This window comes from Chloroflexota bacterium, from assembly GCA_038040195.1.
In the GTDB taxonomy this organism is placed as follows: Bacteria; Chloroflexota; Limnocylindria; order QHBO01; family QHBO01; genus DASTEQ01.
Genome location: JBBPIR010000006.1, coordinates 65990 through 92202, shown reverse-complemented (window position 1 = coordinate 92202; position 26213 = coordinate 65990). Strand labels below are relative to the sequence as shown.

Below are 26213 nucleotides of genomic sequence, written 5' to 3'. Positions count from 1 at the left end.
GCCGATGGCAACATCTGCGCGAACTCGATGGCGCACTGCTCCGCTCCGCCCTCTGTGACGAAGAAATCGTGCGCCAGTGCGTAGCGGGTCAAGCCACCCCAGCTCCGCGCATCCGCGCGACTGAGCCGGACGCGACCCACACCAGGCGCTGAAGCGCGCCGGCAACGATCGGTGGCAGATGGAGCAGCAAGGTGGTCATCATGAAATGCGGGTTCAGGCGCCGCCCGCCGAGCGAGAGGTAGAGCCGCAGCGACTCGCGGGCGGCGGAGCGGCCGCGAGGGGCCGTTCGAAATGCATGCCGCTTCGCGGCGTCCCGAAGTAGCGCTCGGCGGAGCGACTCGGCGGCCTCGTCGTCGAAGGTGTGCTTCTGTAGCACAGTCATGGCGAGCTCTGCAGCGTCGCGCAGGCCAAGGCGCGAGGCGGTGCTGCGGTGGTCTCGGTATGAGCCGTGACGTCCTGGGACGAACCAGATTCGTCCCCGCCTCGCCGCGCGAATGGCGTAATCCCAGTCGGCAGCCGTGCCGCATTCCAGATCGAACGGCTCTTCGATGAACACGGAGGTGCGGTACAGCGTGAACCCCATCCAGATCCCTCCTCTCAGCGCCAGGACCACAGGATTCTGCACCTCGCCGCCCGGCATCCCGGCGCGACCGTACCGCAGCGAGCTTTGCGCGCTCGCCTCCTCCACATGCGCCCCCGAAGCGTCGATGACCCGATAGTCGGTGAAGGACAGGATGACCGATGTGTCGCGCTCAATCGGCTCGGCGAGAAGGGCGCAGAAGTCCGCATCGAGGAGATCGTCGTCACCGAGCACAGTGAAGGCGTCCCCGGACCCTTGGTTCACGAGATACTGGACATTCGAGAACACGCCAGGTGATGGGTTGCCCGTCATAAGGCGAACCCGCCGATCCTCCTGCGCTACGGCGCGCACGAACTCGCGTGTACCGTCGGTCGACCCGTCGTCCGATACGAGGATCTCTACGTCATTCCAGCGCTGCGCCCGAGCGCTCGCCAAGCTGAGCCGCAGGTAGTCGAGGCGGTCGCGCGTCGGTATCAGGATCGAGATGCGCATTCAGCCTCGGTCGGCGGCCCACCAGTCGCGCAGCTCCGCTAGCTGTCCCGCGAGCGGCGGCATCTGGATCGTCGGCTCGAGCCTGCGATCGACAGGGCGGCCTGTCGCGACCGGCTCGATTGGAACCCGGTGGTCATAGGCCTCGGCGAACAATTGCAGCAGCTCGTACTTCGATACCGCGGTCGCCGTAGTGGGCTGGTGCAGTCCCGTAGCGGGTGCCCTCACGCCCGTCGCGAACTCCACGCACAGCTTCGCCCACGCAAGGGTAGTAATGCCGTTCCAGAGATGATCGGTCCATCCTTGAACCGCGCTGCGCTGTGCCAGGAACCACGCCAGCAGCCCACGCGCACTCTGCTTCTCGGGACCGACGATCGAGGTTCGGAGAACGACGACAGTCGGCCCGGCGGTGTGGAGCACGTTCTCGCCGAGGCGCTTCGACAGGCCGTAGGGGTCGTCCGCGTCCGGCGGAGCAGTGGCGGCGTGCATTCGGTCACCTCGAAACACGCCGTCAGTGCTGGGATGGACGAGCAGCTGCGACCCAGACAGCGTGGCCGCCACGTGCTGTGGCAACAGCGCGTTCACGATGAACAGGCGCTTGTCGTCGACGTGCCGCGGCATGGTGATTCCGGCGCAGTTTACGACCACGTCTACGCCGGACCCGGCGACCTCGGCCATGAGCGGATCGTCCGGATGCCCCTCATACCGCAGGTCGCTGATGATGCAACCGTACCCCTGCTCGCGCAGGTGTCGGTGCACGACGGTGCCGAGCATGCCGCGGTGCCCGAGCACGAAGAAGGTCGGTTGTGGTCGTATCCCCAAGGATGCCGAATCGTCAGCCGCCAACGGTCGTTAGATGCCCTCTCTGGAGTGAGGCCGCGCTGGCGCGGTGGCGGTGAGGATACCGGACGGATCGGCGTGCCTCGGCCCATCGTCTCACTTGATGAGCCGATCGACCGTGCGGCGCGCGACCTCCGGCGGCCGTACAACGATGGCCATGGCGTACACGGCGGTGCCGATGACCCCCCCGAAGACGATCAGCGGCTGGAGCCCCGCCACGCGGACCAACACCACGCCGACGGCCATGACGAATGCGGCGGGGAATGGTGAGAGGTACGCCCGCAGCGGCGCTAGCCCGGTGATCGGTGCCGCCGTCCGCGTGTACGCTGTCGCCGTCACGACCTCCGTCAGAACGGCCGCGATCGCGGCACCGACCAACCCGACCGATGGGATCAGCACCAGGTTCGTGCCGACGTTCACGACGGCTGCGATTATCGCGATCCGGGCGACCGACGCCTGGCGGCCGGCGGCGTACAGCACCTGCGACATGGCGACGTTGTAGAACCCGATCAGCGGCATGCCCATCAGCACGGCGAGGATCGGCGCGGAAACCTCGTAGTCGGTCCCGTACAGGAAGCCGAGGATCGCGTCGGCGAGAAGCGCCGCGCCGATGGAAGCCGGCACGATGAACAGCGCGATCGCGCCGAACACCTTGCGGATGGCTTCGCGGAAGCGGTCCGGAGTCGAGTGCAGCCTCGAGAACCGAGGGTAGATCGCTGATGCGATAGGCCCGGCCAGGAAGAGCGTCTGGCCCGCCAGCACGTAGGCCGCGGCATACAGCCCGAGCTGCGACTCGCCGCGAACCGTGCCGATGATCACCGCGTCGGCGTTCGATACCAGCTGGACGGCCACGGCGGTCACCAGGAACGGGACGCCAGTGACGAGGAGTGCGGCCCACTCGGGCGGCGTGCCCCATCTGAGCCGGATGCCGAGCCGGTGGCGCGCGAACAGCAGCAGGACGCCGTCGACTAACAGGCCGACGACGACCGTCGGGACGACGAGCGCCACCAGTCTTCCGGACACAAGGTACGCGACTAACCCAATCGCGCCCGCGCCCGCGATGCTCACCATCCGCACAAGCGCGACGCCGCGCAGCCTCTCGCGGCCCTGGAGCACGTGGATCAGACTCAGCGACAGAGGGAAGACGGAGGCGAACATCACTAGGTAGAAGGGCGCGGCGTCCCGGGCGTCCGAGACGCCGACGACCGTCGCCGCCACGCCGAACAGCACGGCCGACAGCACGAAACGGACGACCAGCACTGGACCGGCGTAGCGCACGGCGTCCGCGGGCCGGCGCGCGATCTCTCGGACGGACAGCAGCGTCAGTCCGGCGTCGGAAGCGACCACAAGGTACATCAGGATGGCTTGCGCGAACCGGTATCGGCCAAGGTCCTCGGCCCCGCCACGCGCGATGACGATCGCCGTTGCGAGTCCGACGACGAGCACCAGCGCGTGGCTGGCCGACAACCACGCAACCGATCTGACGACCGGGCGGGCGGTCACAGGTTGTCGTCCGGCACGCCGCGGAGTCTAAAGTGGCTCCGAGGACGCCTGCCGCATCGGAGTGCGGGAGCGGCACTGATCGGCTGCGTACGTCTGCGATATCCTCCCATCGCCCATTCGCACTCCTGAATTGAGGACGGTCACCGTTCCCCCGCGATCCGCCGAGCCCGACCTCGTGACGCAGCCATCGGTCGATTTCGTCGATATGGCGTCTGCACCACGCGGCAGCTCCGGCGCCGGCGGGTCGCAGCCTTGTGCCAGCCGACAGCCACCACGACGTCTCTTGGTCGTGGTTGGCGCATTGCTGGCCGCATTCTTCGCGACGTTGCCGCTGGCCAACACGCTGACGATCGACATCGGCTTCCCGCTGACGATCGCCCACCTGGTCGCCGTTCCGTTGGCGCTCGCCGTGGGCGCGCTGCTCGTCCGGACAGGTCGACGGCCCGCGCTGCGTCCACTCGCGTACTTTGTGCCGTTCGCGTTGGTCTACGCACTCTCAACTCTTGTCAACCTGGGGACCGACTACGGAGACGTCCCGTTCGCGACGGGCCGGCTCGCCTCCGACGTGAGGTCGCTCACGAAGGTAGTCTGGCTGCTCGGCAACCTGACTATAGCGGCCGTCGTCGCGGCTGCGCTCGGGTGGGCAGTCCTGCGTAGGATGGCGTGGGTCGCGCTCGTGGCCGGTGCAGCAGCCGCGTCGGTCTACGGTCTTTATCAGGCGATCGGCCAGTCGCACGGCCTGTACGTCCCGCTATTGCCCGGAACGGAATTCATCCCGGGCAGCGCGTCTTTCTGGATCGTGCCGCGGGCCAAGTCCACCTTCCTCGAGCCGTCGTTCTTCGGCGCGTTCCTCGGCGTGGTCCTGCCGTTCGGGATCGCGCTCCTCGCAGGTCGCTCGCGAGTGACCGTCGCGTCGTTCTTTGCAACCTTCCTGATCATCGGTGGAATCATTGTCACCTTCTCGGTGGCGGGGTACCTCGCGGCGGTGCCGGGCGTCATCGCGCTGCTGCTACTCCTTCCAAATCCGCTGCGACTGCGCGCCGTGCTCCGGCCGCTGACGGCGACGGTGCTAGTTGTGATGCTGCTGGTGGCGACGATGCCCGATCTGGTCGAGGCGGGTGTGGCGCTGATCGAGAAGGGCGCGACTGCCGGGCAGATGCTCGGCGTGCCGGAGGAGACCGCGAGCGTAGAGCCAGACGACTCCGACGACACGACGTCACCACGACTGACACCAGTCCCGACCCCAGACCCCGCCGAGGAGGTCACACAGCGAACGGCGCGAGAGCGGGTCGCCACCAGCCGCGCGGCGATCACCATGTTCATGGCCCACCCACTCCTCGGCGTCGGCCCGGGAAACTTCGGGTTCGCCTACAGCCGCTACCGCCAGGCCGACGTGGAAGCGCCGGACCAGCTGCTGATCCCGAACAACATCTACGCCGAGCTGCTCGGCGAAACGGGCATCCTGGGCTTCGGAACGTTCCTGTTCGCCGTCACCGCACTCGGCTGGTCCGCCCTGCGCTCGTGGCGTTCGTCCGATCGCAGCTACGGCTTTGCCGCCGCGGCGATTGCCGCGCTGATCGCGGTCGTCGCGTCACTCCTCACCGCGCCGTCCTTCACGATCCTCTACCAGTGGGCTGTGATTGCAATCGTGGCCGCGGTCGCAAAGGATGCGGGCGGTGCGAACGGCACGGTGAGCGGCCCGACGAGCGACGAGGGACCGTGAGAGCAGCCGCAACGCTCGCCTACGACGCCGGCCCTGTCCAGGCGACACCGAACGGCGTGGGCGTCTATGTCCGCGAGCTCGCATTGGCGCTCCTTGAGCGGCGCAGCGACGACGATGACGTTGTCCTTATCGGTGCGAGACGTGACGGCCCGCTTGCAGGCGTGGCGCGCACGCTCATGCGTGGCGAGCGGCACCAAGTGTGGGTGCAGCGGCACGCAAACGCGGATGTCCGATCCGCGAGTGCGGATCTGGTGCACTACACGAACGCAATCGCGCCGCTGCGGAGCGTGCGGCCCTTTGTGCTTACCATCCAGGACCTCTCACTGGTGCGGTATCCGTACTACCACCCCAAACTGCGGCTGGCGGCCGTACCGGTCATGATGTCGGCAGCGCATCGCGCGCGCGCGGTGATGGTGCCGTCGCGCGCCACTGCGGACGAGCTCCATCGGCTGCTGCGTGTGCCCCCTCGCCGGATCGTGATCACGGAGCTGGCGCCCGGACCGGATGGCGGCGTGGAAAACGCCGACCCGAGCGAGGTCCTCGCGCGATTCGGGCTGGAGCGCGGCCGCTACATCGTGTCGACGGCGACGCTTGAGCCCCGGAAGAACATCGCACGTCTCGTCGCCGCCTTCGAGCAACTCGCGGCTCGCGACGCGGACCTTCGGCTGGTGCTCGTCGGCGCGGTCGGCTGGAGGACATCGAAGATCGAGCTGAGGCTCGCGTCGAGTCCTGTTGAGGACCGCATCGTGAGGACCGGGTTCGTCTCCGACGCCGATCGAATGGCGCTGATCGAGGCTTCCTCGGCGTTCGTCTACGTGTCGCTGTACGAGGGCTATGGGCTACCGATCGTCGAGGCGATGTCCGCCGGAGCGCCGGTCGTCACCTCGAACCTGTCGTCCATGCCCGAGGCCGCCGGCGGTGCGGCCGTATTGGTCGACCCCCTCGATCCCGGCGCGATCGCGGCTGGCGTAGAGGAGGCGATTCAGCAGCGCCCGGCGCTGGTCAAGGCCGGACGACGGCGTGCGGCGAAGCTCAGCTGGACGCGGACGGCAGAGGCAACGCGAGCGGTGTACCAGCAGGCCCGGGGTCGCTGGGTATGATCGACGGACTCTACTGTTCGCGGAGCGACGATGGCTGAGACTGCCCTCATTACGGGTATTACCGGTCAGGACGGGTCGTACCTGGCGGAGCTGCTGCTGGAAAAGGGCTACCGCGTGGTCGGCATGACGCGGCGGACAAGCACCATGACGATGGAGCGTATCGCGCACTTGGTCGACGACCTTGAGATAGTGCAGGGCGACCTGCTAGATCAGAACTCCCTCGCTGAGGCGCTGCGCACCACTCGCCCCTCGGAGGTGTATAACCTCGCCGCGCAATCCTTCGTCCCGACTTCGTGGAACCAACCAGTGCTGACTGGCGAGTTCACGGCCCTTGGCGTGACGCGCATGCTCGAGGCGGTCCGCCAGACCGACCCGGCGATCCGCTTCTACCAGGCAAGCTCGAGCGAGATGTTCGGCAAAGCGACCGAGGTGCCGCAGCACGAGCTCACGCGATTCCATCCCCGCTCGCCATACGGAGTCGCGAAGGTGTACGCGCACTGGATCACCGTGAACTACCGGGAGAGCTACGGCCTCCATACGGTGAGTGGCATTCTCTTCAACCATGAGTCGCCACGCCGGGGCCTCGAGTTCGTCACACGCAAGATCAGCGATCGCGTCGCTCGGATCAAGCTCGGTCTTGCGCACCAGCTGAGACTCGGCAACCTCGACGCCAAGCGTGACTGGGGATTCGCCGGCGACTATGTCCGGGCGATGTGGTCGATGCTCCAAGAGCCAGAGCCTGACGACTACGTCATCGCGACGGGCGTGACACATTCGGTCAGAGAGTTTGCCGAGGCCGCATTCGGTCACGTTGGTCTCGACTTCGAGCAATACGTCATCGTCGATGCAGGTCTCGTGCGGCCGGCCGAGGTCGAACTCCTGGTCGGAGATGCGTCGAAAGCACGCGCTCGGCTCGGCTGGGAGCCGACCGTGGACTTCTCAAGGCTTGTCCAGATGATGGTGGACGCCGATCTTGAGCGACTGGAGGAGGACATCTCGCACGGACGAGCCCAGGCCAGGAGCCCTGCTCCGGCAGGAACGTGAGGGCGCTTGTCATCGGTGCGGACGGCTTCGTCGGCCGCCACCTGGTGGAGCATCTTGAAGAGTCCGGGGACGATGTTGCCGCCGTTTCGGGTCCTCAGAGCGCGAGATCTGGTGGTGCCCTCGATGTGCGTGACACCGCGCGAGTGCGTGACGTCGTCCGGTCCGCCGCTCCCAAAGCGATCTACAACTTGGCTGGTATCGCATTTGGGCCCGACGCGAGCACAGATTTCACGAGGGCCTTAGACGTGGCTGTGTGCGGAACGGCAGCAGTGATTGAAGCTGCCGCGATCGGGCGACCAACCGTACTCGTGACTGGCTCGTCAGAAGTTTACGGTGGCCCACCGGCCGGCGCGACGATCACCGAGGAGTTCCCGATTCGGCCGGCCAATCCGTATGGATTGACGAAAGCGTTGCAGGAGCAGGTAGCGCTGGAGTACGCCCGTCTGCTCAACGTGCCCGTAGTCGTTACGAGATCCTTCAATCACATTGGTCCTGGACAGCGTGAAGAGTTCGTTGTCTCCGCCTTCGCCCTTCAGCTCGCGAGGATATCAACGGGCCAGGCGGCGCCTGTGGTGCGAGTTGGAAATCTGGATGCCGTCCGCGACTTTACGGACGTCCGCGACGTCGTCCGCGCTTACCGGCTCCTGGTGACGACGCGCATTCGAGGAGTCGCAATCAACGTTGCTTCGGGCCACGGAGTACGCATCGGAGAAATCCTCGAGAGGCTAATCGCAGTAAGCGGGCTTCAGGTCCGTGTCGAGCTCGATCCAGCCCGCGTGCGTTCGGACGACCCGCCCCGCATCGTTGGCGATGCCAGCAAACTGCGGCGTTTCACCGGATGGAAGCCCGCCATCGAATTCAGTGAAACTCTGACTGATGTATGGCTCGAGATGCGCGAGCGGGTGCTGACCGGTTCCGCATAGCACTAGGAGGGTAGTCGCCCGGATGACTCAGTGACGCGATCCGGTACAGGCCTTGCGAATTACCTTGTCGGACCGTTACGCGGATTCGACCTAGCCCTCGTCGCTCTGTCGGTTGTGCTCCTACTCGGGTTCTTGGTCATAGCCTCCAATCCGCGCAAGGTAGGTGACGGCGCTGAGTATCTGGCCATGGCTCAAAACATTTCAGAGTTGAAACACCCAGCCCCCGGCCCCGCGAGATTGGCGGAGTTGGAGGCCACATTCGCGGAACTTGGCGCCGGTTTTCAGGCGCCACTGGCGGATCGGCGGCTCGTGGCGAACGATCAACGTCAAGAATTCGCGCATTTCTGGGCATACTCAGCGCTCGCAGCCCCGTTCGTGGGATTGGCCAACGTCGTTGGCTGGCACCCGAACTACGGCTTCGCTGTGCTCAACGTCGGACTCTTGGCCGTGGCGTTCATCGTCGTGAGCCGTTTTGTATCGGCTGCTGTGGCAGCACTCCTAGTACTTAGCCCAGTGCTCTGGTGGGTCGACAAGGCCCACCCGGAAGTCTTCACGGTGGCCCTTCTTCTGCTGGCATTCGCGCTAGTCAGGGGGCATCCTGGTTGGGCTCTGGTCGCCATCGCATTGGCTTCGACGCAGAACCTTCCCATTGCTGCAGGCGTTCCCCTGCTTGCCGCCGCCGCGGTTCTGATGGAGCCAACGCGCCTGCGCGACCGTGGATTCTGGCTCGGCCTCGCTGCTAGCGTGGCAATCGCGGCAATCCATCCCGTCTACTACTTGATCCGGCTCGGCGTCTATACGTCCCAGGCGGCAATCGGCGGGGTGGTGACAACGTTGCCGAGCCCGGCCCACGTTGCAGCTGTCGTTGTGGATCCCAATATCGGCCTCGTACCGAACTTCTCGCTGCTGTTCCCGATCTTGATCGTCTTCGTACTGCCTCAGGCGATATGGCAAGGCAAGAAGCTGCTTCAGCCGGATGTTGGAGCTGCGGCGCTGCTTGCTGTCCTTTTCCTGGTTGTGTTCACCCAGACACCGAACCTCAATAGCGGTGCAACGCCGAGTCTCAGCCGATACGGGCTGTGGCTGATTCCCCTTTTGCTCCCCTTATTCACCCATATCCACAATCGGTGGCGGCCGGTGCTCAGATACGGGTTCGTTGTGACGGTCTTGCTCTCAGCCTTCGCTTCGGCAGTGGTCTACCGACCGAGCGTTAATGAGGACCATCTTCACCCGACCGGGCTCGCGCAAATCCTCTGGAACCACGCGCCGAATGTCGATAATCCACCGCTCGAAATCTTCCTTGAGCGCACCGCCCACACGGAGATCCACCCCTTTCCAGTCGCGACGGAGAGCTGCTCCAAGGTACTCGTGGTTAGTGGAAAGTGGCCCGATCAGTGCGGTGAATCGCCTTCGATTCCCGCTGCGTGCAGGTTCGAGGGAGCCGCCTGCTATGCCAACCGTGCTGGAACTGAGTATGAGTTCGTACCGGCACCGTAGGAGCCGAGGGCATGCAGATCCCCGCGATGACTCCCAAGAGGGCCACGCCGGCCGGTTGAAACGCCCTTGCGCACGGTGACCCCCGCGACTCAATAGGCGCCGCGGCCACTCAATGACTGCCCAGTATGTCGGCGTGTCAATTCAGATTGATGGCGCGTGCGGTCCGGGAGTGCTCACGGAGTCACGACTGTCGGCGACTCGAAGATTCGTTTACCTAGATCCCGGATCGCGTCCAGATTCGGGTGCAGGATGTAGCCGAAAACACTGAAAGGCTCGGGCGTCACAAATTCCGGCGGCTTGAGGACGATCCGCTTAATGCTGCCTAGATCGGCTTCGTGAGCTTCCGCCGCGAGATCACCAATCCGTGCCGAGGGGATGTCCGTGGTCAGGTTGTCCCGGACCGCGTCCAGCAGTCCGGGCAGCGTCGTGAGGAGATTCCCAGCGGTGAGCTTCTCGGCGATAGCGACGAGAACTTGCTGCTGACGCTCGGCCCGCGTGAAGTCGCTTTCGCCGGCACCCATCCGGGACCGCACATAGGCCAAAGCCAGCGCGCCATCCATGTGGTGCTCGCCGGGAGGGAGGTATAGCCCGACCCGACCCGTGACCACGTCGTAGTAGGTTGGATCGTTCACCGTACGCTCGACAGTCAGATCGATGCCGCCGATGGTGTCGACCACCACACGCATGCCGGCGAGGTCGATCGCCGCGAAATAGTGGATACGAGTGCCAAGCAGCTCGCCGATCGTCGCCTTGAGGGTGCCGAGTCCGCCCAGCGGATAGCGGGCAGGGTCCGCACTCGCGGTCGACATCAACGAATTGAGCTTCGCGTTGTACTGACTGCCGTCGGGAAGCGCTACTCCGTACAGATCCCGGGGCACCGAGATCATCGCTGCCTGGCCGCTATCAGGATCGAGCGTCGCGACAAGCATGGTGTCGGTCAGGTGATGTGCGCGACCGGGGCCATAGTCGATGCCGACGAACAGGATGGTGACCCGCTCACCTTGACTGACCTCGGGCTGATGAGATGGCTCGGGGATGGCGACATCGCGTCCCTCGCGATCGTCGAACAGCCGTCCGCCGCCTTCGAGGGCGACGATGCCAAGCGTCTCGATCGCCTTCGCAGCGTAGTAAGCCGGGAGGGCGTGCATCGTGAGGGTGATCAGCGCCAATATCGCCGTGATCCACGTTGGCCAGCGTCGGAAGCTGAGACGAGCCCGCCTAGCGTGCGCCTGGAAAATAGCGAACATGCGCCACCCGAGCAGCGCCATGTCCAGCACGATGAGCGCGAGGAGCAACCGGATATCCAATAGCCGGCTCATCGCGCCCGAACCCATGCTCGCGACGACCAGGACCCCCGCTACGAGCAATAGCAATACCGGCAAAGCCAATACTCCGGCGAGGACAAACTGGCCGTTGTACGCTTGACCGAATCCAGGGAACAGGAATGAGAGGAATGCAGCGGTTGTAGGCCGTCGATCAGGCCGATCGACCGCTCGGGGTTGAGTCACGGAACTCCGTAGATGCATGGCGAGTCAGCGAGTATAGGCCGAGCGGCAGGGCTGACCCCCGACGGCGGCCAGGACGGAGATGTTGCGGCGATAGCCCGTTTGGGTCATTGGCAGTGGACCTCCACTCAGTAGCATTTACTGCGTGTCTCCCCACCTCACTACCCCGCCGCTCTCGCGGCGTACCCTGATTGTCGGCGGCATCGCCCTAGGCGCGATCGTCATCGGCGTCCTCGTGGCGTTCGCGGTGGGATTCGGGGAGGCCACGCCGGTTGCAACGCCGACAGCACCAACGTCGTCCCCTACGAAGTCTGCTCGGCCCACCCCGTCGCCATCACCGTCCCCCACACCGAGTCCAACCCCTGTCAGCCGATGCGCGTTCGACGGCGAGGAGTTGACCGAACGCTCGCTCGGCCAGCCAGTGCTCGTGTCCATTGACAACGCTCCTGGTGCGCGTCCCGCGACGGGCCTGCAGGAAGCCGACATCATCTTCGAGAACCCGGTTCAGGGGTACAGCACCCGCTTCGTCGCACTCTTTGCCTGCGACACCGTCGCCACCGTGGGTCCCGTTCGAAGTGGCCGCTGGATCCAGACCGATTTGTGGCAGCAGCTCCAGATCCTTCCGATCATTTATGGCGCTGCCCCGTACACCACCAACTACTATGCCGCCCAAGGAATGCCCTACATCGATGGCAACGTCGAGGCGTGGCCGTTCTTCTCGCGGAGCGCCGCCCGAGCAGCGCCGTACAACGTCTACATGGACATGGGGCGACTCCAGGAACTGCTGGAAAGCAACATAGATCTGGCCGGACGAATTGAGCGTGCGGGAAACCCGCGTCCGATTTTGTCGTTCAAGCCGAACTGGACCGCGCCGGGTGATGTCCGGAGCGTGAACGCGATCGAGATCTGGACGGCTCCGTACTGGGCTTTCGGATGGCGCTACAACGCCGGTACGGGCTTGTACGAGCGCCTGGACAGCGGATCCGTGACGAACGACGCCGAAACAGGTGAGCCTTTGAGCCGACGCACCATCATCGTCCAACGTGCGGTCTCCGAGCGGACATTCGCGGACATGGACCCCGGGTCGGATCCGCCCATTCAGCGCCTCGCTGGAACGGGTACCGGCACCGTATACGTCGATGGCATCGCTATCGAGGTCGAGTGGTCGCGCCCAACCGACGAGGACGTGACTGAGTGGACCGTGGTGGCTACTAAACAGCCACTCGTTCTCCCTCCGGGCCCGATCTGGTGGGCGATCATCCAGACGACAGCTTCAGTGGTGGAATCCTAGGCGTAGCGGCGGGCATCGGCCTTGCAAGCTTCGTGATCGCGCTCGCCATCACCTTCCTCGGGGACCGACCCTTGTCCGGGGCCGAGTCCGCAGCTCTTCAGTACGCCCCGCGCCCACTGATCACCGCACCGAAGGTGCGGAGCACGATCGACGCGTCAAGGCGGAAGCCTTCACGCTGGACGTAGTCGACCTCCAGCGCCACGCGCTCCTCGAACGTGCGGTCGGACCGCCCGTTGACCTGCCACAGGCCCGTAATGCCGGGGCGCACGCTCAGGATCGTGCCAGCCTCAGGGCGGCCACGCAGCTCATCGGGCATGTACGGACGCGGACCGATGAAGCTCATCTCTCCGATCAGCACGTTCCACAGCTGAGGCAGCTCGTCGAGGGAGTATCGACGTAGTAAGTGGCCGAACCGGGTTCGTCGGGGGTCGTGCCTGAGCTTGCGCTTTATGCCGTACTCCAGGCGCCGCTCCTCGTCGGCGGTGAGAAGCTCCTCGAGGTGATGGTGGCTCCCGTTGTGCATCGTGCGGAACTTCAGCACTTCGATGGGCCGGCCATCGCGGCCGAGCCGCTGGCATCGGTAGAGGACCGGCAGCCCTCCGTCGAAGACGATGGCAACCGCGATGATCAGGAAAACCGGCGAGAGCCCGACCAGCAGGGTCGCGGCGCCGACCACGTCGACGGTTCGTCTGATGCCGCGATAGGCCGATGAAACGACCAAGGTTTCGCGCCCGGTCGCAGGTCGCTCCGAGATCTCCTCCACGCGGTGCTCCCTTATCACCCGCTTAACGGCGAGCTGCCCGCCGAGCCGCGCGTGGCGACCCGCGCAAGAGTATATGAAAACGCGGTCAACCTCCATAGGACAGGACGGTCAAAATCCCGCCGGTGCCCTCGCCGGGCACAGAAATGTCCCGAAGGAACCGCGGCGACCGTTGATGTCATCTCGGGTCCGGCCAGCTGCCCCTTCGGGACCCGCGCAGAATGCGGGACCCGCGGCACCTCGCGCAAGCCCCCTTATCCACGACCTTTGCGCTTGGCCGATCAGTTGTCCACACGCCGTCACGCATGCCAGGCGTCGTAAGCCTCGCCGACGACGGTTTCGAAGCGCAGGCCCATGAGGACGATCCCAGCGAAGCCGACGTCCCGCGCCGTCTTGGCGACCGTACGCGCCACGCGCCACGCTTCGGCCCGCAGCTCCGCCCCGTTCAGGCCCGCGAGGCGATTTCGTAGCTCGTCGCCGGTCGGTATGGCGCCGACCGACTCCAGGCGCCGCACCCAGCGCTCCGAGAATGGCGGGGTGACCTCCAGATAGACCGGCGGGTCATCGGGGCGGAGCTCGAGGTGTTCCATTACGGGTTGGACCGACAAGGGATCCATCACCGGGCCGACCATCAGGAACTGCGCCCCCACCGATACCCGTCGCCGGAAGACCCAGCGGCGAGACCGCGTGCTCATCCCGACCTCGAACTCCACGCTCGGCATCGAGCGCTCCAGGGCGCGGAGGTACTCGACGATCTCGTAGCTGTCGCTCCAGTGCTCGACCTCGGGAAGCATGTCGCCCTGGACCACGAGGAAGGAGCTCACTCCGTTGCCGATGGCGCCCCGGACCTCGGATTCGATGGCGAGGATGTTCCGGTCGCGCGTGGAGCAGACGATCGTGGGCTTCACATCCGGGACGTCATGCGCGATGCGTGCCCCGTATGCGTACGGCGACACCCGGACCTGCTTGAACGGGTTGTCGGTGATGAGGACGTGCTGCCAGCGGCCGCGCAGCTCCAGGTGGGTCATGTCTGGCAGCAGAGGCGGGTTGACCTCGACCATCTCGACCCAGCCCCCCCGAGTCGAGAGCACGGATCAGGAGCCGGTTGCTTGGCGACGCCGACGAGCGGCGGCAACCATGTCACCCAACTGGTGCTCGATCTCGTCCCAGGTCCGGGTCTTGAGGCCGCAGTCCGGGTTGACCCACAGGTCCGCGTCGTCCATGTAGCCACCAAAGTGTTCCAGGCGCTCCTCCATGACGCCGCGCCCCGGCGAGTGAGGCGAGTGGACGTCGAAGACGCCGGGGCCAATCTGCATGTGGCCGTCGTCGAACAGCTCGTAGAAGGCCCGGATGCGCCCATCGTCCTTGGAGCGGGCGAAGTAGATCGACGCCACGTCCACCGCGGCATCCGACCACAGCGGAGCGATCGTGCTGTCGGTCCCGTAACACATGTGGGTGTGCATCTGGACCTGCGCCGGCTGGTTGAAGACGTGGTTGAGCGCGGCGCGCACGCCGCGGGCATAGACCTCGCGCCGCTCGGCTGCGTCGTCAGTCGGGAGGGGCCATCGCTCACGTACCGCCGGCTCGTCGACCTGGATGACACGGGCACCGGCCTCCACCAGGAATCCGACCTCCTGGCTGATGGGCTGGGCAACCGCCCAGAACAGCTCGTCATCGGCAACACCGGGTGGCCGGAAGCTCCAGTTCACGATCGTCACTGGCCCGGTCAACATCCCCTTCACCGGCTTGGCCGTGGCAGCCTGCGCGAGCTTCCACTCCTCAACGGTCATCGGCTCGCTGATCGACGGCGGTGCCGCCAGGATGGGCGGTCGCGTACAGCGGCTGCCATAGGAGAGGACCCAGCCATGGCGGGTCGTGTGATAACCGTCCATCTGCTCGGCGAAGTACTCGACCATGTCGGTCCGCTCGAATTCGCCGTGGACCAGGACATCGAGTCCCATCCGCTCCTGCCAGCCGATGGCGTCGGTTATCAGCCGGGCCATGGCCGCGTCGTAACCGGCTCGATCGAGCTCGCCGCGGCCGAGCTGGGTCCGCAGATTCCGCACCTCGGCGGTCTGGGGGAGCGATCCAGTGGTGGTGGTCGGGTACTTCGGTAGTGCCAGGTCGGCCTGGGCGGCGGCTCTCTCAGCTCGAGGCGCACGCGAGATCAGCGTCCCGACCGCCGGCCACGTGGCCGAAGGGGGCGCAGTCACGGAGGGGTCCGCTCCGGACGCCAGCGCCGTCGGCCAGCCACTCAGGGCCCGCGCCTTTTCGCGCGCGAACTGGAAGCCGGCCGGGAGATCCTCCCCTTCGACTGTGTAGGGCAGGAACATCAGGCTGGTGGTCGGCACCAGGCGGATCACGCGTCCGTCGTCGGGCAGCCGGGCGAGGGCCTGCGCGACTGGTTCGAACGCGTCGGGCCACACACTGCGACCGTCCACGACAGCGATCACGTGCTCGGGCTGGGCCTCCCAGGCAGGGGTGGCGGATAGTTCCATGACGCCGTCGAGCGGGACCTGGACGGACAACCCACGCTGGCCGAGTGCCTCGACGATCCCCTCGTTGGCCCGCCCGAACTGGACGGTCACGATCGGGGCGGCGTCGAGTCCCAGATCGGCGGCTCCGCCATATGCGGCGTCCGCCGCCGCTCGGTCATCGGTGGTCATGGCCAGCCCGAGACACGGCTCATCGATCTGAAGGTGGAATCCCGGGTGCTCCTGAGCCTGGGCCCTCACCCAGCGCCAGAGCCCGTCACCGATGGCCCGGGACGTCCCGAGAGCGCTCCCATTGTCGGTGCCGAGCCGGCTCAGCTTGACCAGGCTGTACGGGCCGAGCACCGTCCATGTCACATCGGCGTCGAACGTGGGTTGCCGCCAGGGGAGTGGCGTGAACGGGCCGACTGCTCCGGTGATCTCGGGAACGACGTAGTGGTAATTCGTGTCAAACCACTTGGTCATCTCCCACGCCTCGCGATCAGGCGTTCCCCTGGCCAGGGCGGTCATGACTGCAAACGGATCCTGGGGCAACTGGGTGGCCAGGCCGGCCGGGACGAGGCCAAGCATCAGCGCGGTTTCGAGCACCTGGTCGTACAGGTAGAAGTCGTCGACGGCCGAGCCGATCAGCTCACGCTGCTCGTCGAGGTGTGCGCTTCGCCGCTCGTTGATGCGCGTCGCGCGCTCGGCAGCGTCGGTCCGGCTCCAGGCCCGCTCGAGGAGCCACTTCAGCTCGCGGTTGGGACCAATGCGTGGATATCCGATCAGCTGGGCGACAGTGTGTGACGTGTTCACGGAGGCCAGTCTAGATCACAGGCCCGGATCTCGACCCCGATGATGGAGAATGCGGCCAAGACGATGCCACAGACCGTTCGCCAGATCGGACGAACCCTCCGCCGCGGTGCTCGACAAGCTGTCGGGGCGGCCGCTCGCGGCCTGGAACGGGTGGAGGGTGCCGTCGCCGGCATCGGCGACCCAGAGGCCATCCCGCTCGTCCTCGCGCCCTCGCTGCGCCCGACGGCGGTTGACTCGTATTGGGGCGAGCATACCGTTCATTCGACGCCGTTCCGCTCGGCCCGTGCTTCGCTGGCCTACCTCCGCCGACGCTCGCGTGAGTACCCGCTGTTCGAGCAGCTCATGGAGCTGTACGGCAACCACGAGCACGATACGGTGGTCGACTATGGGTGCGGTCCGGGGAATGACCTGGTGGGGTTCCTGGTGAGCGGCAGAGCGCGCCGGGTGATCGGGGTCGACATCTCGCGCAAGGCGCTGGAGCTGGCCCGTCGCCGCCTGGCGCTGCATCGGATCGACGGGAGCCGGGCGACGCTGGTCCAGATGGGCGACGGGGATCCGCAGATCCCACTCGACAACAGTTCGATCGACTACCTGTATTGCGAGGGGGTCCTGCACCACACCTCCGACCCGGCAGGCGCGCTCCGGGAGTTCCACCGCATCGTCACGCCCGAGGCTACCTTGGCGATCATGGTCTACAACCGCGATTCGCTCTACTACCACCTGTTCACCGCCTACCAGCGCCAGGTACTGGAGGGAGCCTTTGCCGGCCTGTCAATCGACGAAGCGTTCCGACGCAACACGGACGGCGAGGCATGCCCCATCGCCCGGGCCTACGTGCCAGATGCGTTCGTGGCCGAATGCGAGCAAGCCGGATTCGACGCACGCTTTGTCGGCGGCTACTTCGCGGCCCTCGAGCTACGGCTGTTCCGCGCCCTGGGCGGGCAGGCCGTGGCCGATAAACGCCTGCCAGTCGAGCATCGAGGCTTCCTGAGCGAGCTGGAGGTCGGCGCGGATGGGTTCCCACGCTACCGCGGACAGCTGGCGGGTATCGGCGGCGTCTACCACCTCGTCAAGCGGCTGCCGGCCTGACGTGCGTTCGACCACCACTCCCCGCGTCACACTGGAACCGACGCCAGAGGAGCTAGACCGGCGGAACGAGGAATTCTGGGACGAGTTGTGCGGGACGTCGTTCGCCCGGCAGCTGGGGCTGGTCACGCGGGATCGGGAGACGCTGGAGGCATTCGATCGCGCCTACTTCGGGTTCTACCCGTACCTCTCCGGATACCTGGATCGCTTCGACCTGGCCGGGCGTCGCGTGCTGGAGATCGGCCTCGGTTACGGGTCCCTGGGCGAGGCGCTGGCCAGGCGGGGTGCGGACTACCACGGCCTGGACATTGCTGCCGGCCCGGTGCGGATGATGCAGCACCGCCTGGCGATGCAGGGCGGGGCCGTCGACCAGGTGAGGCAAGGGTCTGCCCTGGCGATGCCCTTCCCCGACGGCACGTTCGACTACGTGTACGCGATCGGCTGCCTGCACCACACCGGCGACCTGCCCCGTTCAATCAACGAGGTCCGACGTGTTCTGGTGCCCGGGGGCCAGGCGGTGGTCATGGTTTACCACGCCGGTTCGTGGCGTCAGTGGCGGCGGGTGCACCTGACCCGGGCCTGGGCGCGGGTCCGCGGCCGCACCGGGCCATCCGAGGTCGACGTGGCGCGTATGTACGACAGCAACTCGAGTGGGACGGTGGCGCCGCACACGGAGTACGCGTCCCGGCACGAGGTCGCAGACCTGTTCGGCCAGTACTCGGCGGTTGAGGTCCGAGCCAGAAACTTTGACGACCTGCGATTCCTGGGCCGACGCGTGATCCCTCGCCATCGGATCCTCGGTTCTCCCCTCGAAGCATGGCTGGGGTTGGACTTGTATATCGTGGCCCGCCGGTAGCCGTGGAGGCGGAGGGACGATGAAGGCAGTCATCCTGGCGGGCGGCCGCGGTACGCGCATCTCTGAAGAGACCCACCTGCGACCGAAACCGATGATCGAAATCGGCGGACGGCCCCTCCTGTGGCACATCCTGAAGATCTATTCCGCCCACGGCGTGAACGATTTCGTGATCTGCAGCGGCTACAAGGGATACCTGATCAAGGAGTACTTCGCCAACTATGTGCTGCACATGTCGGATGTCACGTTCGACATGGCGCACAACACGATGGACGTGCACCAGCAGGATGTCGAGCCGTGGCGCGTCACCGTGGTGGATACCGGCGACGACACGATGACGGGTGGGCGCCTCAAGCGCGTGGCGGGCTATCTGCAGGGGGAGGACGCGTTCTGCTTCACCTACGGCGACGGCATCGCCGACGTGGACATTGCTGCGAGCATCGCGTTCCACCGCAATCACGGAAAACTGGCGACCGTCACGGCGGTGCAGCCACCGGGTCGCTTCGGCGCGCTGCAGCTCGAGGGGAGCGACGTCCGTGGCTTCACCGAGAAGCCGCTCGGAGACGGCGGCCTGATCAACGGGGGCTTCTTCGTGCTGTCTCCGCGATGCCTCGACCGCATCGCCGGCGACGCGACGAGCTGGGAGGCCGAGCCCCTGCTCGGGCTTGCGGCGGATGGCGAGCTGATGGCCTTCACCCATCAGGGGTTCTGGCAGCCGATGGACACGCTGCGCGAGAAGGAGCTGCTGGAGAATCTCTGGGATTCCGGCAGGGCGCCTTGGAAGATCTGGTAGCCCTTCGCGACCGCTCGGTGTTCCTCACCGGTCATACAGGGTTCAAGGGTGGATGGCTTGCCTTGTGGCTGGCCGGGCTCGGTGCGCGCGTGCACGGCTATGCCCTGGCGCCTCCGACGCAGCCGAACGTCTTCGAAGTCGCGCAGCTCGCGCAGGTGCTGGCGTCCGATACCCGCGCGGACCTCGCTGATCTCGCCGCGCTGACCGCCACACTCGAGCGAGTTCAGCCGGAGGTCGTCTTCCATCTCGCCGCTCAGCCGTTGGTGCGAGAGGGATACCGCGACCCGCTCGGCACGATCGCCAGCAACGTCGTGGGAACTGCGCATGTGCTGGAGGCGATACGGTCAGTCGACTCCGTCCGTGCCGTGGTCATCGTTGCAACCGACAAGGTCTACGAGAACCGGGAGACTGGGCAGGCCTTCAACGAGCGAGACCCGCTTGGTGGTCACGATCCATACAGCGGCAGCAAAGCCTCCGCGGAGATCATCGTGGACGGCTATCGATCGAGTTTCTTCGGTGCCGGGCGCCATCCTGCACGGATCGCAAGCGCCCGCGCCGGCAATGTCATCGGCGGCGGTGACTGGGCCACGGATCGGCTGGTCCCGGACTGCCTGCGCGCGTTCGCAGCCGGTGAGCCGGTGCGCCTGCGATACCCCGATGCCGTCCGACCGTGGCAGCACGTGCTGGGGCCGCTGTCGGGATATCTGGCCCTTGCGGCCCGGCTGCTCGGCGACGGTGGAGACCACTTCGCTCGTGCCTGGAACTTTGGACCCGATGCCGAGGACGACGCGAGCGTAAGCGAGGTCGCACAACGGATCGCGGGGCTGTGGGGTAGCGGCGCTCGGGTGGAGCGCACTGCCGATCCTGGCAAGCGCGAGGCGGGACTCCTCCGACTGGACAGCACGCAGGCACGGGCAGAACTCGGCTGGAAGCCACGCTGGCCACTTCAGCTAGCGATCGAAAAAACGGTCGCCTGGCACCAGGCGTGGCGGCGCGGCAATGACATGCGGGCGGTATGCGAGGAGCAAGTCGCTGAATATGCCCTGGCGGCTGTTTCGTGATCGAGCATCTTGAGGTTCGTGATACGACGCTCCCCGGTGTGCACCTCGTCCAGCGCAGGCCACTCACCGACGAGCGCGGCTGGCTGGAGCGGATGTTCGACAGCGGCGAACTCGCCGCTGTGATCGGCGCCCGCTCGATCGTCCAGGTGAATCGGACAGCCACACGGATCGCGGCGACGGTGCGGGGCATGCACTTCCAGATCCAGCCGTCGGCCGAGGCCAAGATCGTGAGCTGCCTGCGGGGTGAGGTCTTCGACGTTGCCATCGACGTCCGCCGCGACTCGCCGACCTTCCTCCAATGGCATGCGGAGGTGGTGAGCCGGGAGAACCGGCGTTCGCTGTTCATCCCGGAAGGCTTCGCCCACGGTTTCCAGTCACTCGTCGATGACTGCGAGCTCCTCTACTTCCACACCGCGGCGTATGACCCGGCCGCGGAGCGTGGGTTGCATCCGCTTGATCCCCGGCTGGGGATCGCGTGGCCCCTGGCCATCGAGCACCTCTCGGAGCGCGACGCGTCGTTCCCGCCACTCGGCCCCGAATTCAGCGGCATCGCCGTATGACGTGCCGGCATTGCGGCGCTGATGCCACGCTGTTGCTCGTCGACCTCGGGAGCGCGCCACCATCAAATGGGTTCTTGACTCACGAGGCGTTGCGCAGCCCAGAGGCGTGGCTTCCGCTGCGGGTGCTGGTATGCGAGCGCTGCTGGCTCGTCCAGACCGAGGACTTCGTGCGAGCCGAACAGATCTTCGCTCCCGACTACACCTACTTCAGCTCGTATTCGACGAGTTGGCTGAGCCATGCCGAGCGCTACGTTGCGGACATGGTCTCCAGGTTCACCCTCGATCCCGACAGCCACGTCGTCGAGGTGGCTGCAAATGATGGGTACCTGCTGCAGTACGTGAAAGCGCGCGGCATCCCGTGCACCGGGATCGAACCCACGGCCAGCACAGCTGCGGCGGCACGCGAGCGGGGAATCCCCATCGTCGAAGCCTTCTTCGGCTCCGAGCTCGCCGGTGAGTTCGCGCGGACCGGCCGGCAGGCCGACCTCGTGACCGCGAACAACGTCCTCGCGCACGTGCCGGACATCAATGATTTCGTGCGCGGCTTCGCGGCGTTGCTGAAGCCGCACGGAGTCGCGACGTTCGAATTCCATCACCTCAAACAGCTGATCGACGGTTGCCAGTTCGATACGGTCTACCACGAGCACTTTTCCTACCTGTCCCTGACCGCCGTGGACCGGATTTTCTCGGCTGGCGGCCTCGTGGTCTTCGACGTCGAGGAGCACCCGACACATGGCGGCAGCCTCCGCGTGTTCGCCCAGCGTGCTGACACCGGGCGCCACCCGCGGACGGCGGCAGTCGAGGCCGTGCTCAACGCCGAGGACAGCGCCGGTATGCGTGACCCGGCGTACTACCAGGGCTTCCAAGACCGCGTGCTGAAGGTGAAGCACGATTTCCTGTCGTTCCTGCTGACCGCGCAGGCAGATCGAAAGGCGGTTGCCGGCTACGGCGCCGCCGCGAAAGGCAACACGCTCTTGAACTTCGCCGGCGTCCGGCCCGACCTCGTTGCATTCGTGGTCGACCGGAACCCCGCGAAGCAGGGCAAGTTCCTGCCCGGCAGCCGGATCCCTGTCGTCGGCGAAGGCAAGCTCGAGCAGACTCGGCCTGATTTCGTCGTGATCTTCCCGTGGAACCTCAAAGACGAGGTGATGCGCGAGCAGGCCCACGTCGGCAAATGGGGCGGCCGGTTCGTGACGGCAGTGCCCGAGCTCAAGATCTGGCCATGAAGGTGGCCGTCACCGGCGCGGCCGGTTTCATCGGTCGCCACGTCGTGGCGCAGCTCGAGACAGCCGGGGTCTCACCAACCCTCGTCTGCAGACCTGGCTCCCAGAGGCCCGGCGGATTCTCCCGCCACCGCGTGGTCGAGATGGATGTCGCCGACGCCCCGCCGGATGCCTACGACCGCGTCGGCAGGCCCGACGTGGTGATGCATCTCGCCTGGGACGGACTGCCGAACTACTCGTCGCAGCGCCATCTCGACCAGGAGCTACCCGCGCAGCGTTCGTTTCTGGACGGACTGCTGAAGGCGGGTCTCAACAGCCTCACCGTCACCGGCACCTGCCTCGAATACGGATTGCAGTCCGGTGCGCTGCGCGAGGACATGCCGACCGCGCCCATCACGGCCTATGGAAGCGCGAAGGACGAGCTCCGGAGGGAGCTTGAGCGACGGCGGCACAACCAACCCTTCAACCTCACCTGGGTGCGCCTGTTCTACCTGCATGGCCAGGGACAGGCGGCGGGCTCGCTGTTGCCGCAGCTCGAAACGGCCATGGCGCGTGGCGATGCCACCTTCAACATGTCGGGCGGGCAGCAGCTGCGGGATTACCTGCCGGTCGAGGAGGCGGCACACTACCTGGTCGCCCTGGCCATGAACGGCAGGGACAATGGGGTCGTGAACGTCTGCTCCGGCCGCCCGCTTGCCGTTCGCGAGCTCGTTGAGGCCGCGGTACGGAGCCACGGCTCATCCATCCAGCTGAACCTCGGTCATTTCCCGTATCCCGAATACGAGCCGATGTCATTCTGGGGCGACCGGGATAAGCTGACCCGCATTCTGGAATCGCGTGATGAAGCCGTTTGACGACGAGGTTGAGGCCCGCATCGTCGACAACCGACGCAATGCGGCGTTGCGCAGGGCAGCCGATGCCTTCATGCGCGAGTCGACCCGCCCGAAATACTCTTACAACTTCTCGTGGCTGGGCCGACCCATCATCCAGTACCCCCAGGACATCGTTGCCCTGCAGGAACTGATATGGACGGTGCAGCCGGACCTCATCGTCGAAACGGGCATCGCCCATGGCGGCTCGCTGATCCTGTGGTCATCGCTGGTTGAACTGAATGCCTCATGCGGCGGCCCGCAGGACGCCCGTGTAATCGGTGTCGATATCGACATCCGCGCGCACAACAGGGCGGCGATCGAGGCACATCCGATGTCCAAGCGCATCACCATGATCGAGGGATCGAGTGTCGATCCCGGCGTGGTCGCGCAAGTCAAGGATGCCGCCGCCGGTCGCGAACGGGTGCTGGTGTGTCTTGACAGCAATCACACTCATGCCCACGTCCTGGCCGAACTTCAGGCCTACGCACCCTTGACGTCGGTGGGGAGTTACTGCGTCGTATTCGATACCGTGATCGAGGATCTTCCGGCAGAGATGTTTCCGGACCGTCCGTGGGGGCCGGGGGACAACCCGAAGACGGCGGTACACGAGTATCTGAGGACGCACCCCGAGTTCGAGATCGATCATCGGATCGAGGACAAGCTGCTGCTGACCGTGGCGCCGAGCGGCTACTTGAAACGGGTCCGCTGATGAGTCCGAGGTTCTCCATCGTCTACCCGACGCGACATCGTCCCGAGTTCGTTCGCCAGGCGCTGAAGATCCTGGAAACCCAGCGCCACGACGACTTCGAGGTCATCGTGTCGGACAACTATCTTGACCCGGCGCTGTCCTGCGAGCAGATCTGCCGCGACAGCACACTGGCGAACCTCAAGTACGTACGCCCGCCGCAGCCACTCGGGATGGTTGAGAACTGGGACCATGCGCTGCCGTTCGCAGCTGGGGACTACGTCTGCTACCTCACCGACAAGATGTTCGTGCTGCCGGACGCGCTGGGCCGCATCGAGCATGCGATCGATGTTGCCGGCGGCCCCGACATCATCAGTTGGACCAGCGACTTCTACTTTCCTGTGACCTACCCCAACTACTTCGGCGACGGCACGTACGGCCGTGTGAACTCCGACGTTCGCACGGGTCCATTTCGACGGTATTCCCCGGCGCTTGAGCTCGACCTTCGCGGTGATGCCCAGATATCCCGTAGTGAGCAGAGTCCGGCGCAATACTGCCGCGGGAAGCTCGTTTTCGGCGCGTATCGCCGCGAACTGGTCCAGCGGATCGTGAATCGCTATGGCGCCCTGTTCTCCAAAATCAACCCCGATTACACGTCCATGGTGCTCGGCCTGACTGAGGCGCACGATGCGATCGAGCTGGCCTCGAGCTGTGTGGTCAGCGTCAACACGGACATCTCGAACGGAATGCTGTGCGACACCAACGACGACGCCGCGCTCGGATTTCTGAACTCGCTGGCCGGCGGCGCCGAGTCCGTCCTGCCGAACATGCTGGTGCCCGGTCTGTACGCCTCGGTCCACAACTGGGTTGCGCATGACTACCTGACCCTGAAGAGGGCTTTCGACCTCTCATTCGGGTTCGACACGGCGAACTGGATCGTGTACTGCCACGAGGACATCCACAGACCGGAGCGGCGCTGGTCAGACCTGCAGGTCGAGGCCGAGCAGAAAGGGCTGCTGCGGGCCTTCGTCGAGTCACTCGAACCCTTCGTCGTCGCGACCGTTCAGGCCCGTCTCGCCGCGCGCGCCGCGCCAGCGCGGCGTCCGCCACTGCGGCGTTTCCGCGACCGCGTGGTGCCGCGATCGTGGCGGCGGCGATCGCCGTCCCCCTCTCCGTCCATCCAGGCCGCGGTCGAACGCTCCGTCGCCAGCAGGAATTAGGCCGCAGTTGGGCTCGATCCTCGTTCTCTACCACTCCCGGCTGGCGCCGGTCCGCCCCGCGATCGCCGATCACCTCTTCTCGTTCCGCCGGTACAGCGGACGGCCCTGCATCTACATCAACATGGCTGTGCGGTCAGTGCCGAGCTGGATCCATCGCCTCGACATCGACCTCGTCATCCTGCACACCATCCTGCTGTCCGATCGCTGGCAGCCCGATGACTTCCGCGACGTGGTGCTGCGGATGGGCGCGGTGAGGCGAGTCCGCGCGCCACGCGTGGCGATCCCGCAGGACGAGTTCATCAACACCGACCTTCTGGTCGAAGTCCTGGACGACCTCGACGTCGACCACGTGTTCACCTGCGCACCCGATGAGGAGTGGGCCACGATCTATGGCCCGCTGGTCAGCAAGGGCGTGGGATTCACGCGAGTCCTTCCGGGCTACCTCGAGGTCGAGACCGTCAAGCGGATCGACCGGCTCTCACGCCACGTGCCGAAACGCGACGTCGACATCGGCTATCGCGCATGGAAGCCGAAGCCGTGGCTCGGGCGGCACGGGATGATGAAGGGCTGGATCGCCGACGCGGTGGCGGCCGAGGGTCGCCGAGCCGGGCTGCGGATCGACATCTCGATGGAGGAGAAGGACACCTTGCTGGGGGATGCCTGGTACCGGTTCCTGCTACGGAGCCGTTACACCATCGGGGTCGAGAGCGGGGCCGGGATCCTCGACCGCGACGGGAAGATTCGCGAATGCGCCGATGCGTACGTCGCCGACCACCCGGACGCCTCGTTCGAGGACGTCGAGCGAGCCTGCTTTGCCGGTCTCGACGGAGGGCTGAACCTGCGCACGATCTCGCCGCGGCACCTCGAAGCGGCGGCGACCCGGACACCCCAGATCCTGGTCGAGGGGACCTACAACGGGATCCTCGAGGCCGGACGCCACTACATCCCGCTGCGGACGGACTTTGGCAACCTGGCCGACATCGTCGATGAGGTCGCCCGCGGCGATGGTCATCGGGAGCTGGCCGAGCAGGCGTATTCGGACCTGGTGGCCTCCGGGGACCACGGGTACGAGGCGTTCGTGCGCACCGTCTTGGCGGCCGTCCCGCTCAAGTCGGCGGGTGAATCGCGACGAAAGGGTATCCTCCTACGCGGGCTGTCGGCCTGGGAGCATGCTGCCGATGGGCCATCGTGGGGGTGGGTGCGGATCCGGCAGCGGGTCCGACCGATGGTCCGCGAGGTGTTGCGGCGAACCGGGCTGTTGGCGATCGTGATGAGCGCGCGAGCGGCGCGCCGCGCCCGACGGCTGCGGGCGAGCTAG

The 26213-nt window shown here is 65.9% G+C and carries 23 protein-coding genes; 16 read left to right on the top strand and 7 right to left on the bottom strand.

What is annotated here, in order from left to right:
* Window positions 1-88: 88 nt before the first annotated feature.
* From AABM41_08140 to AABM41_08130, 3 genes are all read right to left on the bottom strand, one after another.
* A complete protein-coding gene (locus tag AABM41_08140) occupies window positions 89-1072 on the bottom strand; it encodes a glycosyltransferase (GenBank protein ID MEK6192280.1) in 984 nt (327 codons plus the stop codon).
* Complete coding sequence (locus tag AABM41_08135; GenBank protein ID MEK6192279.1) at window positions 1073-1861, bottom strand: sugar nucleotide-binding protein; 789 nt, start codon at window positions 1859-1861, stop codon at window positions 1073-1075.
* A 144-nt stretch (window positions 1862-2005) separates the two neighbouring features.
* The gene (locus AABM41_08130; protein ID MEK6192278.1) at window positions 2006-3412 is read right to left on the bottom strand and encodes a flippase; all 1407 of its coding nucleotides are present in this window, start codon (window positions 3410-3412) and stop codon (window positions 2006-2008) included.
* Window positions 3413-3701: 289 nt separating this feature from the next.
* On the opposite strand from AABM41_08130, the gene AABM41_08125 reads away from it, so the two are divergent.
* From AABM41_08125 to AABM41_08105, 5 genes are all read left to right on the top strand, one after another.
* Window positions 3702-5135 carry an O-antigen ligase family protein gene (locus AABM41_08125; GenBank protein MEK6192277.1) on the top strand — a complete coding sequence of 478 codons (1434 nt, stop codon included), beginning with the start codon at window positions 3702-3704 and terminating at the stop codon, window positions 5133-5135.
* The gene (locus AABM41_08120; protein MEK6192276.1) at window positions 5132-6235 is read left to right on the top strand and encodes a glycosyltransferase family 1 protein; all 1104 of its coding nucleotides are present in this window, start codon (window positions 5132-5134) and stop codon (window positions 6233-6235) included. Before AABM41_08125 ends, AABM41_08120 begins: the two co-directional genes overlap by 4 nt.
* Before the next feature lie 30 nt (window positions 6236-6265).
* Window positions 6266-7279, top strand: a complete 1014-nt coding sequence (gmd, locus tag AABM41_08115; protein MEK6192275.1) for a GDP-mannose 4,6-dehydratase — start codon at window positions 6266-6268, stop codon at window positions 7277-7279.
* Window positions 7276-8202, top strand: a complete 927-nt coding sequence (locus AABM41_08110) for a GDP-mannose 4,6-dehydratase (GenBank protein MEK6192274.1) — start codon at window positions 7276-7278, stop codon at window positions 8200-8202. Before gmd ends, AABM41_08110 begins: the two co-directional genes overlap by 4 nt.
* 186 nt (window positions 8203-8388) lie before the next feature.
* Window positions 8389-9699 (top strand): hypothetical protein, encoded by a 1311-nt coding sequence (locus tag AABM41_08105; protein MEK6192273.1) that lies wholly within the window; start codon window positions 8389-8391, stop codon window positions 9697-9699.
* A gap of 173 nt (window positions 9700-9872) precedes the next feature.
* Here AABM41_08105 and AABM41_08100 read toward each other — a convergent pair whose 3' ends face one another.
* A complete protein-coding gene (locus AABM41_08100) occupies window positions 9873-11207 on the bottom strand; it encodes an LCP family protein (GenBank protein MEK6192272.1) in 1335 nt (444 codons plus the stop codon).
* A 391-nt stretch (window positions 11208-11598) separates the two neighbouring features.
* Between AABM41_08100 and AABM41_08095 the strand changes: the two genes are divergently transcribed.
* A complete protein-coding gene (locus AABM41_08095) occupies window positions 11599-12495 on the top strand; it encodes a DUF3048 domain-containing protein (GenBank protein MEK6192271.1) in 897 nt (298 codons plus the stop codon).
* 97 nt (window positions 12496-12592) lie between these two features.
* Here the strand turns inward: AABM41_08095 and AABM41_08090 are convergent, their stop codons facing one another.
* The 3 genes from AABM41_08090 to AABM41_08080 all read right to left on the bottom strand — a co-directional run bounded on the left by AABM41_08090 (window position 12593) and on the right by AABM41_08080 (window position 16542).
* Window positions 12593-13258, bottom strand: coding sequence for a sugar transferase (locus tag AABM41_08090; protein MEK6192270.1), 666 nt, complete (start codon window positions 13256-13258; stop codon window positions 12593-12595).
* A gap of 296 nt (window positions 13259-13554) precedes the next feature.
* Complete coding sequence (locus AABM41_08085; GenBank protein MEK6192269.1) at window positions 13555-14346, bottom strand: hypothetical protein; 792 nt, start codon at window positions 14344-14346, stop codon at window positions 13555-13557.
* Between the two features lie 3 nt (window positions 14347-14349).
* Complete coding sequence (locus tag AABM41_08080; protein MEK6192268.1) at window positions 14350-16542, bottom strand: hypothetical protein; 2193 nt, start codon at window positions 16540-16542, stop codon at window positions 14350-14352.
* A 63-nt stretch (window positions 16543-16605) separates the two neighbouring features.
* Between AABM41_08080 and AABM41_08075 the strand changes: the two genes are divergently transcribed.
* From AABM41_08075 to AABM41_08030, 10 genes are read left to right on the top strand one after another with little or no spacing between them, the layout of a single operon-like run.
* Entirely contained in the window at window positions 16606-17631 is a 1026-nt protein-coding gene (locus tag AABM41_08075; GenBank protein MEK6192267.1) for a class I SAM-dependent methyltransferase, read from the top strand.
* Window position 17632: 1 nt separating this feature from the next.
* A complete protein-coding gene (locus tag AABM41_08070) occupies window positions 17633-18484 on the top strand; it encodes a class I SAM-dependent methyltransferase (protein ID MEK6192266.1) in 852 nt (283 codons plus the stop codon).
* 19 nt (window positions 18485-18503) lie between these two features.
* The gene (gene rfbF / locus AABM41_08065; protein ID MEK6192265.1) at window positions 18504-19274 is read left to right on the top strand and encodes a glucose-1-phosphate cytidylyltransferase; all 771 of its coding nucleotides are present in this window, start codon (window positions 18504-18506) and stop codon (window positions 19272-19274) included.
* Window positions 19259-20335 carry a CDP-glucose 4,6-dehydratase gene (gene rfbG, locus AABM41_08060; protein ID MEK6192264.1) on the top strand — a complete coding sequence of 359 codons (1077 nt, stop codon included), beginning with the start codon at window positions 19259-19261 and terminating at the stop codon, window positions 20333-20335. Before rfbF ends, rfbG begins: the two co-directional genes overlap by 16 nt.
* Window positions 20332-20895, top strand: a complete 564-nt coding sequence (locus tag AABM41_08055; GenBank protein MEK6192263.1) for a dTDP-4-dehydrorhamnose 3,5-epimerase family protein — start codon at window positions 20332-20334, stop codon at window positions 20893-20895. Before rfbG ends, AABM41_08055 begins: the two co-directional genes overlap by 4 nt.
* Window positions 20892-22121: a class I SAM-dependent methyltransferase gene (locus AABM41_08050; GenBank protein MEK6192262.1), complete on the top strand. Its 1230-nt coding sequence runs from the start codon at window positions 20892-20894 to the stop codon at window positions 22119-22121. The genes AABM41_08055 and AABM41_08050 overlap by 4 nt, the downstream gene beginning before the upstream one ends.
* Window positions 22118-22972: an NAD(P)-dependent oxidoreductase gene (locus AABM41_08045; protein MEK6192261.1), complete on the top strand. Its 855-nt coding sequence runs from the start codon at window positions 22118-22120 to the stop codon at window positions 22970-22972. The genes AABM41_08050 and AABM41_08045 overlap by 4 nt, the downstream gene beginning before the upstream one ends.
* Complete coding sequence (locus AABM41_08040; GenBank protein ID MEK6192260.1) at window positions 22959-23699, top strand: cephalosporin hydroxylase family protein; 741 nt, start codon at window positions 22959-22961, stop codon at window positions 23697-23699. The genes AABM41_08045 and AABM41_08040 overlap by 14 nt, the downstream gene beginning before the upstream one ends.
* Window positions 23699-24895 carry a glycosyltransferase gene (locus tag AABM41_08035; protein ID MEK6192259.1) on the top strand — a complete coding sequence of 399 codons (1197 nt, stop codon included), beginning with the start codon at window positions 23699-23701 and terminating at the stop codon, window positions 24893-24895. Before AABM41_08040 ends, AABM41_08035 begins: the two co-directional genes overlap by 1 nt.
* Before the next feature lie 7 nt (window positions 24896-24902).
* A complete protein-coding gene (locus tag AABM41_08030; protein MEK6192258.1) occupies window positions 24903-26213 on the top strand; it encodes a hypothetical protein in 1311 nt (436 codons plus the stop codon).

Bases quoted from the DNA above. Each gene is read 5' to 3' on its own strand.
- gmd (MEK6192275.1), top strand. From the start codon at position 6,266: ATGGCTGAGACTGCCCTCATTACGGGTATTACCGGTCAGGACGGGTCG.
- AABM41_08045 (MEK6192261.1), top strand. From the start codon at position 22,118: ATGAAGGTGGCCGTCACCGGCGCGGCCGGTTTCATCGGTCGCCACGTC.
- AABM41_08075 (MEK6192267.1), top strand. From the start codon at position 16,606: ATGCCACAGACCGTTCGCCAGATCGGACGAACCCTCCGCCGCGGTGCT.
- AABM41_08050 (MEK6192262.1), top strand. From the start codon at position 20,892: ATGACGTGCCGGCATTGCGGCGCTGATGCCACGCTGTTGCTCGTCGAC.
- AABM41_08105 (MEK6192273.1), top strand. From the start codon at position 8,389: ATGGCTCAAAACATTTCAGAGTTGAAACACCCAGCCCCCGGCCCCGCG.
- AABM41_08140 (MEK6192280.1), bottom strand. From the start codon at position 1,072: ATGCGCATCTCGATCCTGATACCGACGCGCGACCGCCTCGACTACCTG.
- AABM41_08035 (MEK6192259.1), top strand. From the start codon at position 23,699: ATGAGTCCGAGGTTCTCCATCGTCTACCCGACGCGACATCGTCCCGAG.
- rfbF (MEK6192265.1), top strand. From the start codon at position 18,504: ATGAAGGCAGTCATCCTGGCGGGCGGCCGCGGTACGCGCATCTCTGAA.
- AABM41_08040 (MEK6192260.1), top strand. From the start codon at position 22,959: ATGAAGCCGTTTGACGACGAGGTTGAGGCCCGCATCGTCGACAACCGA.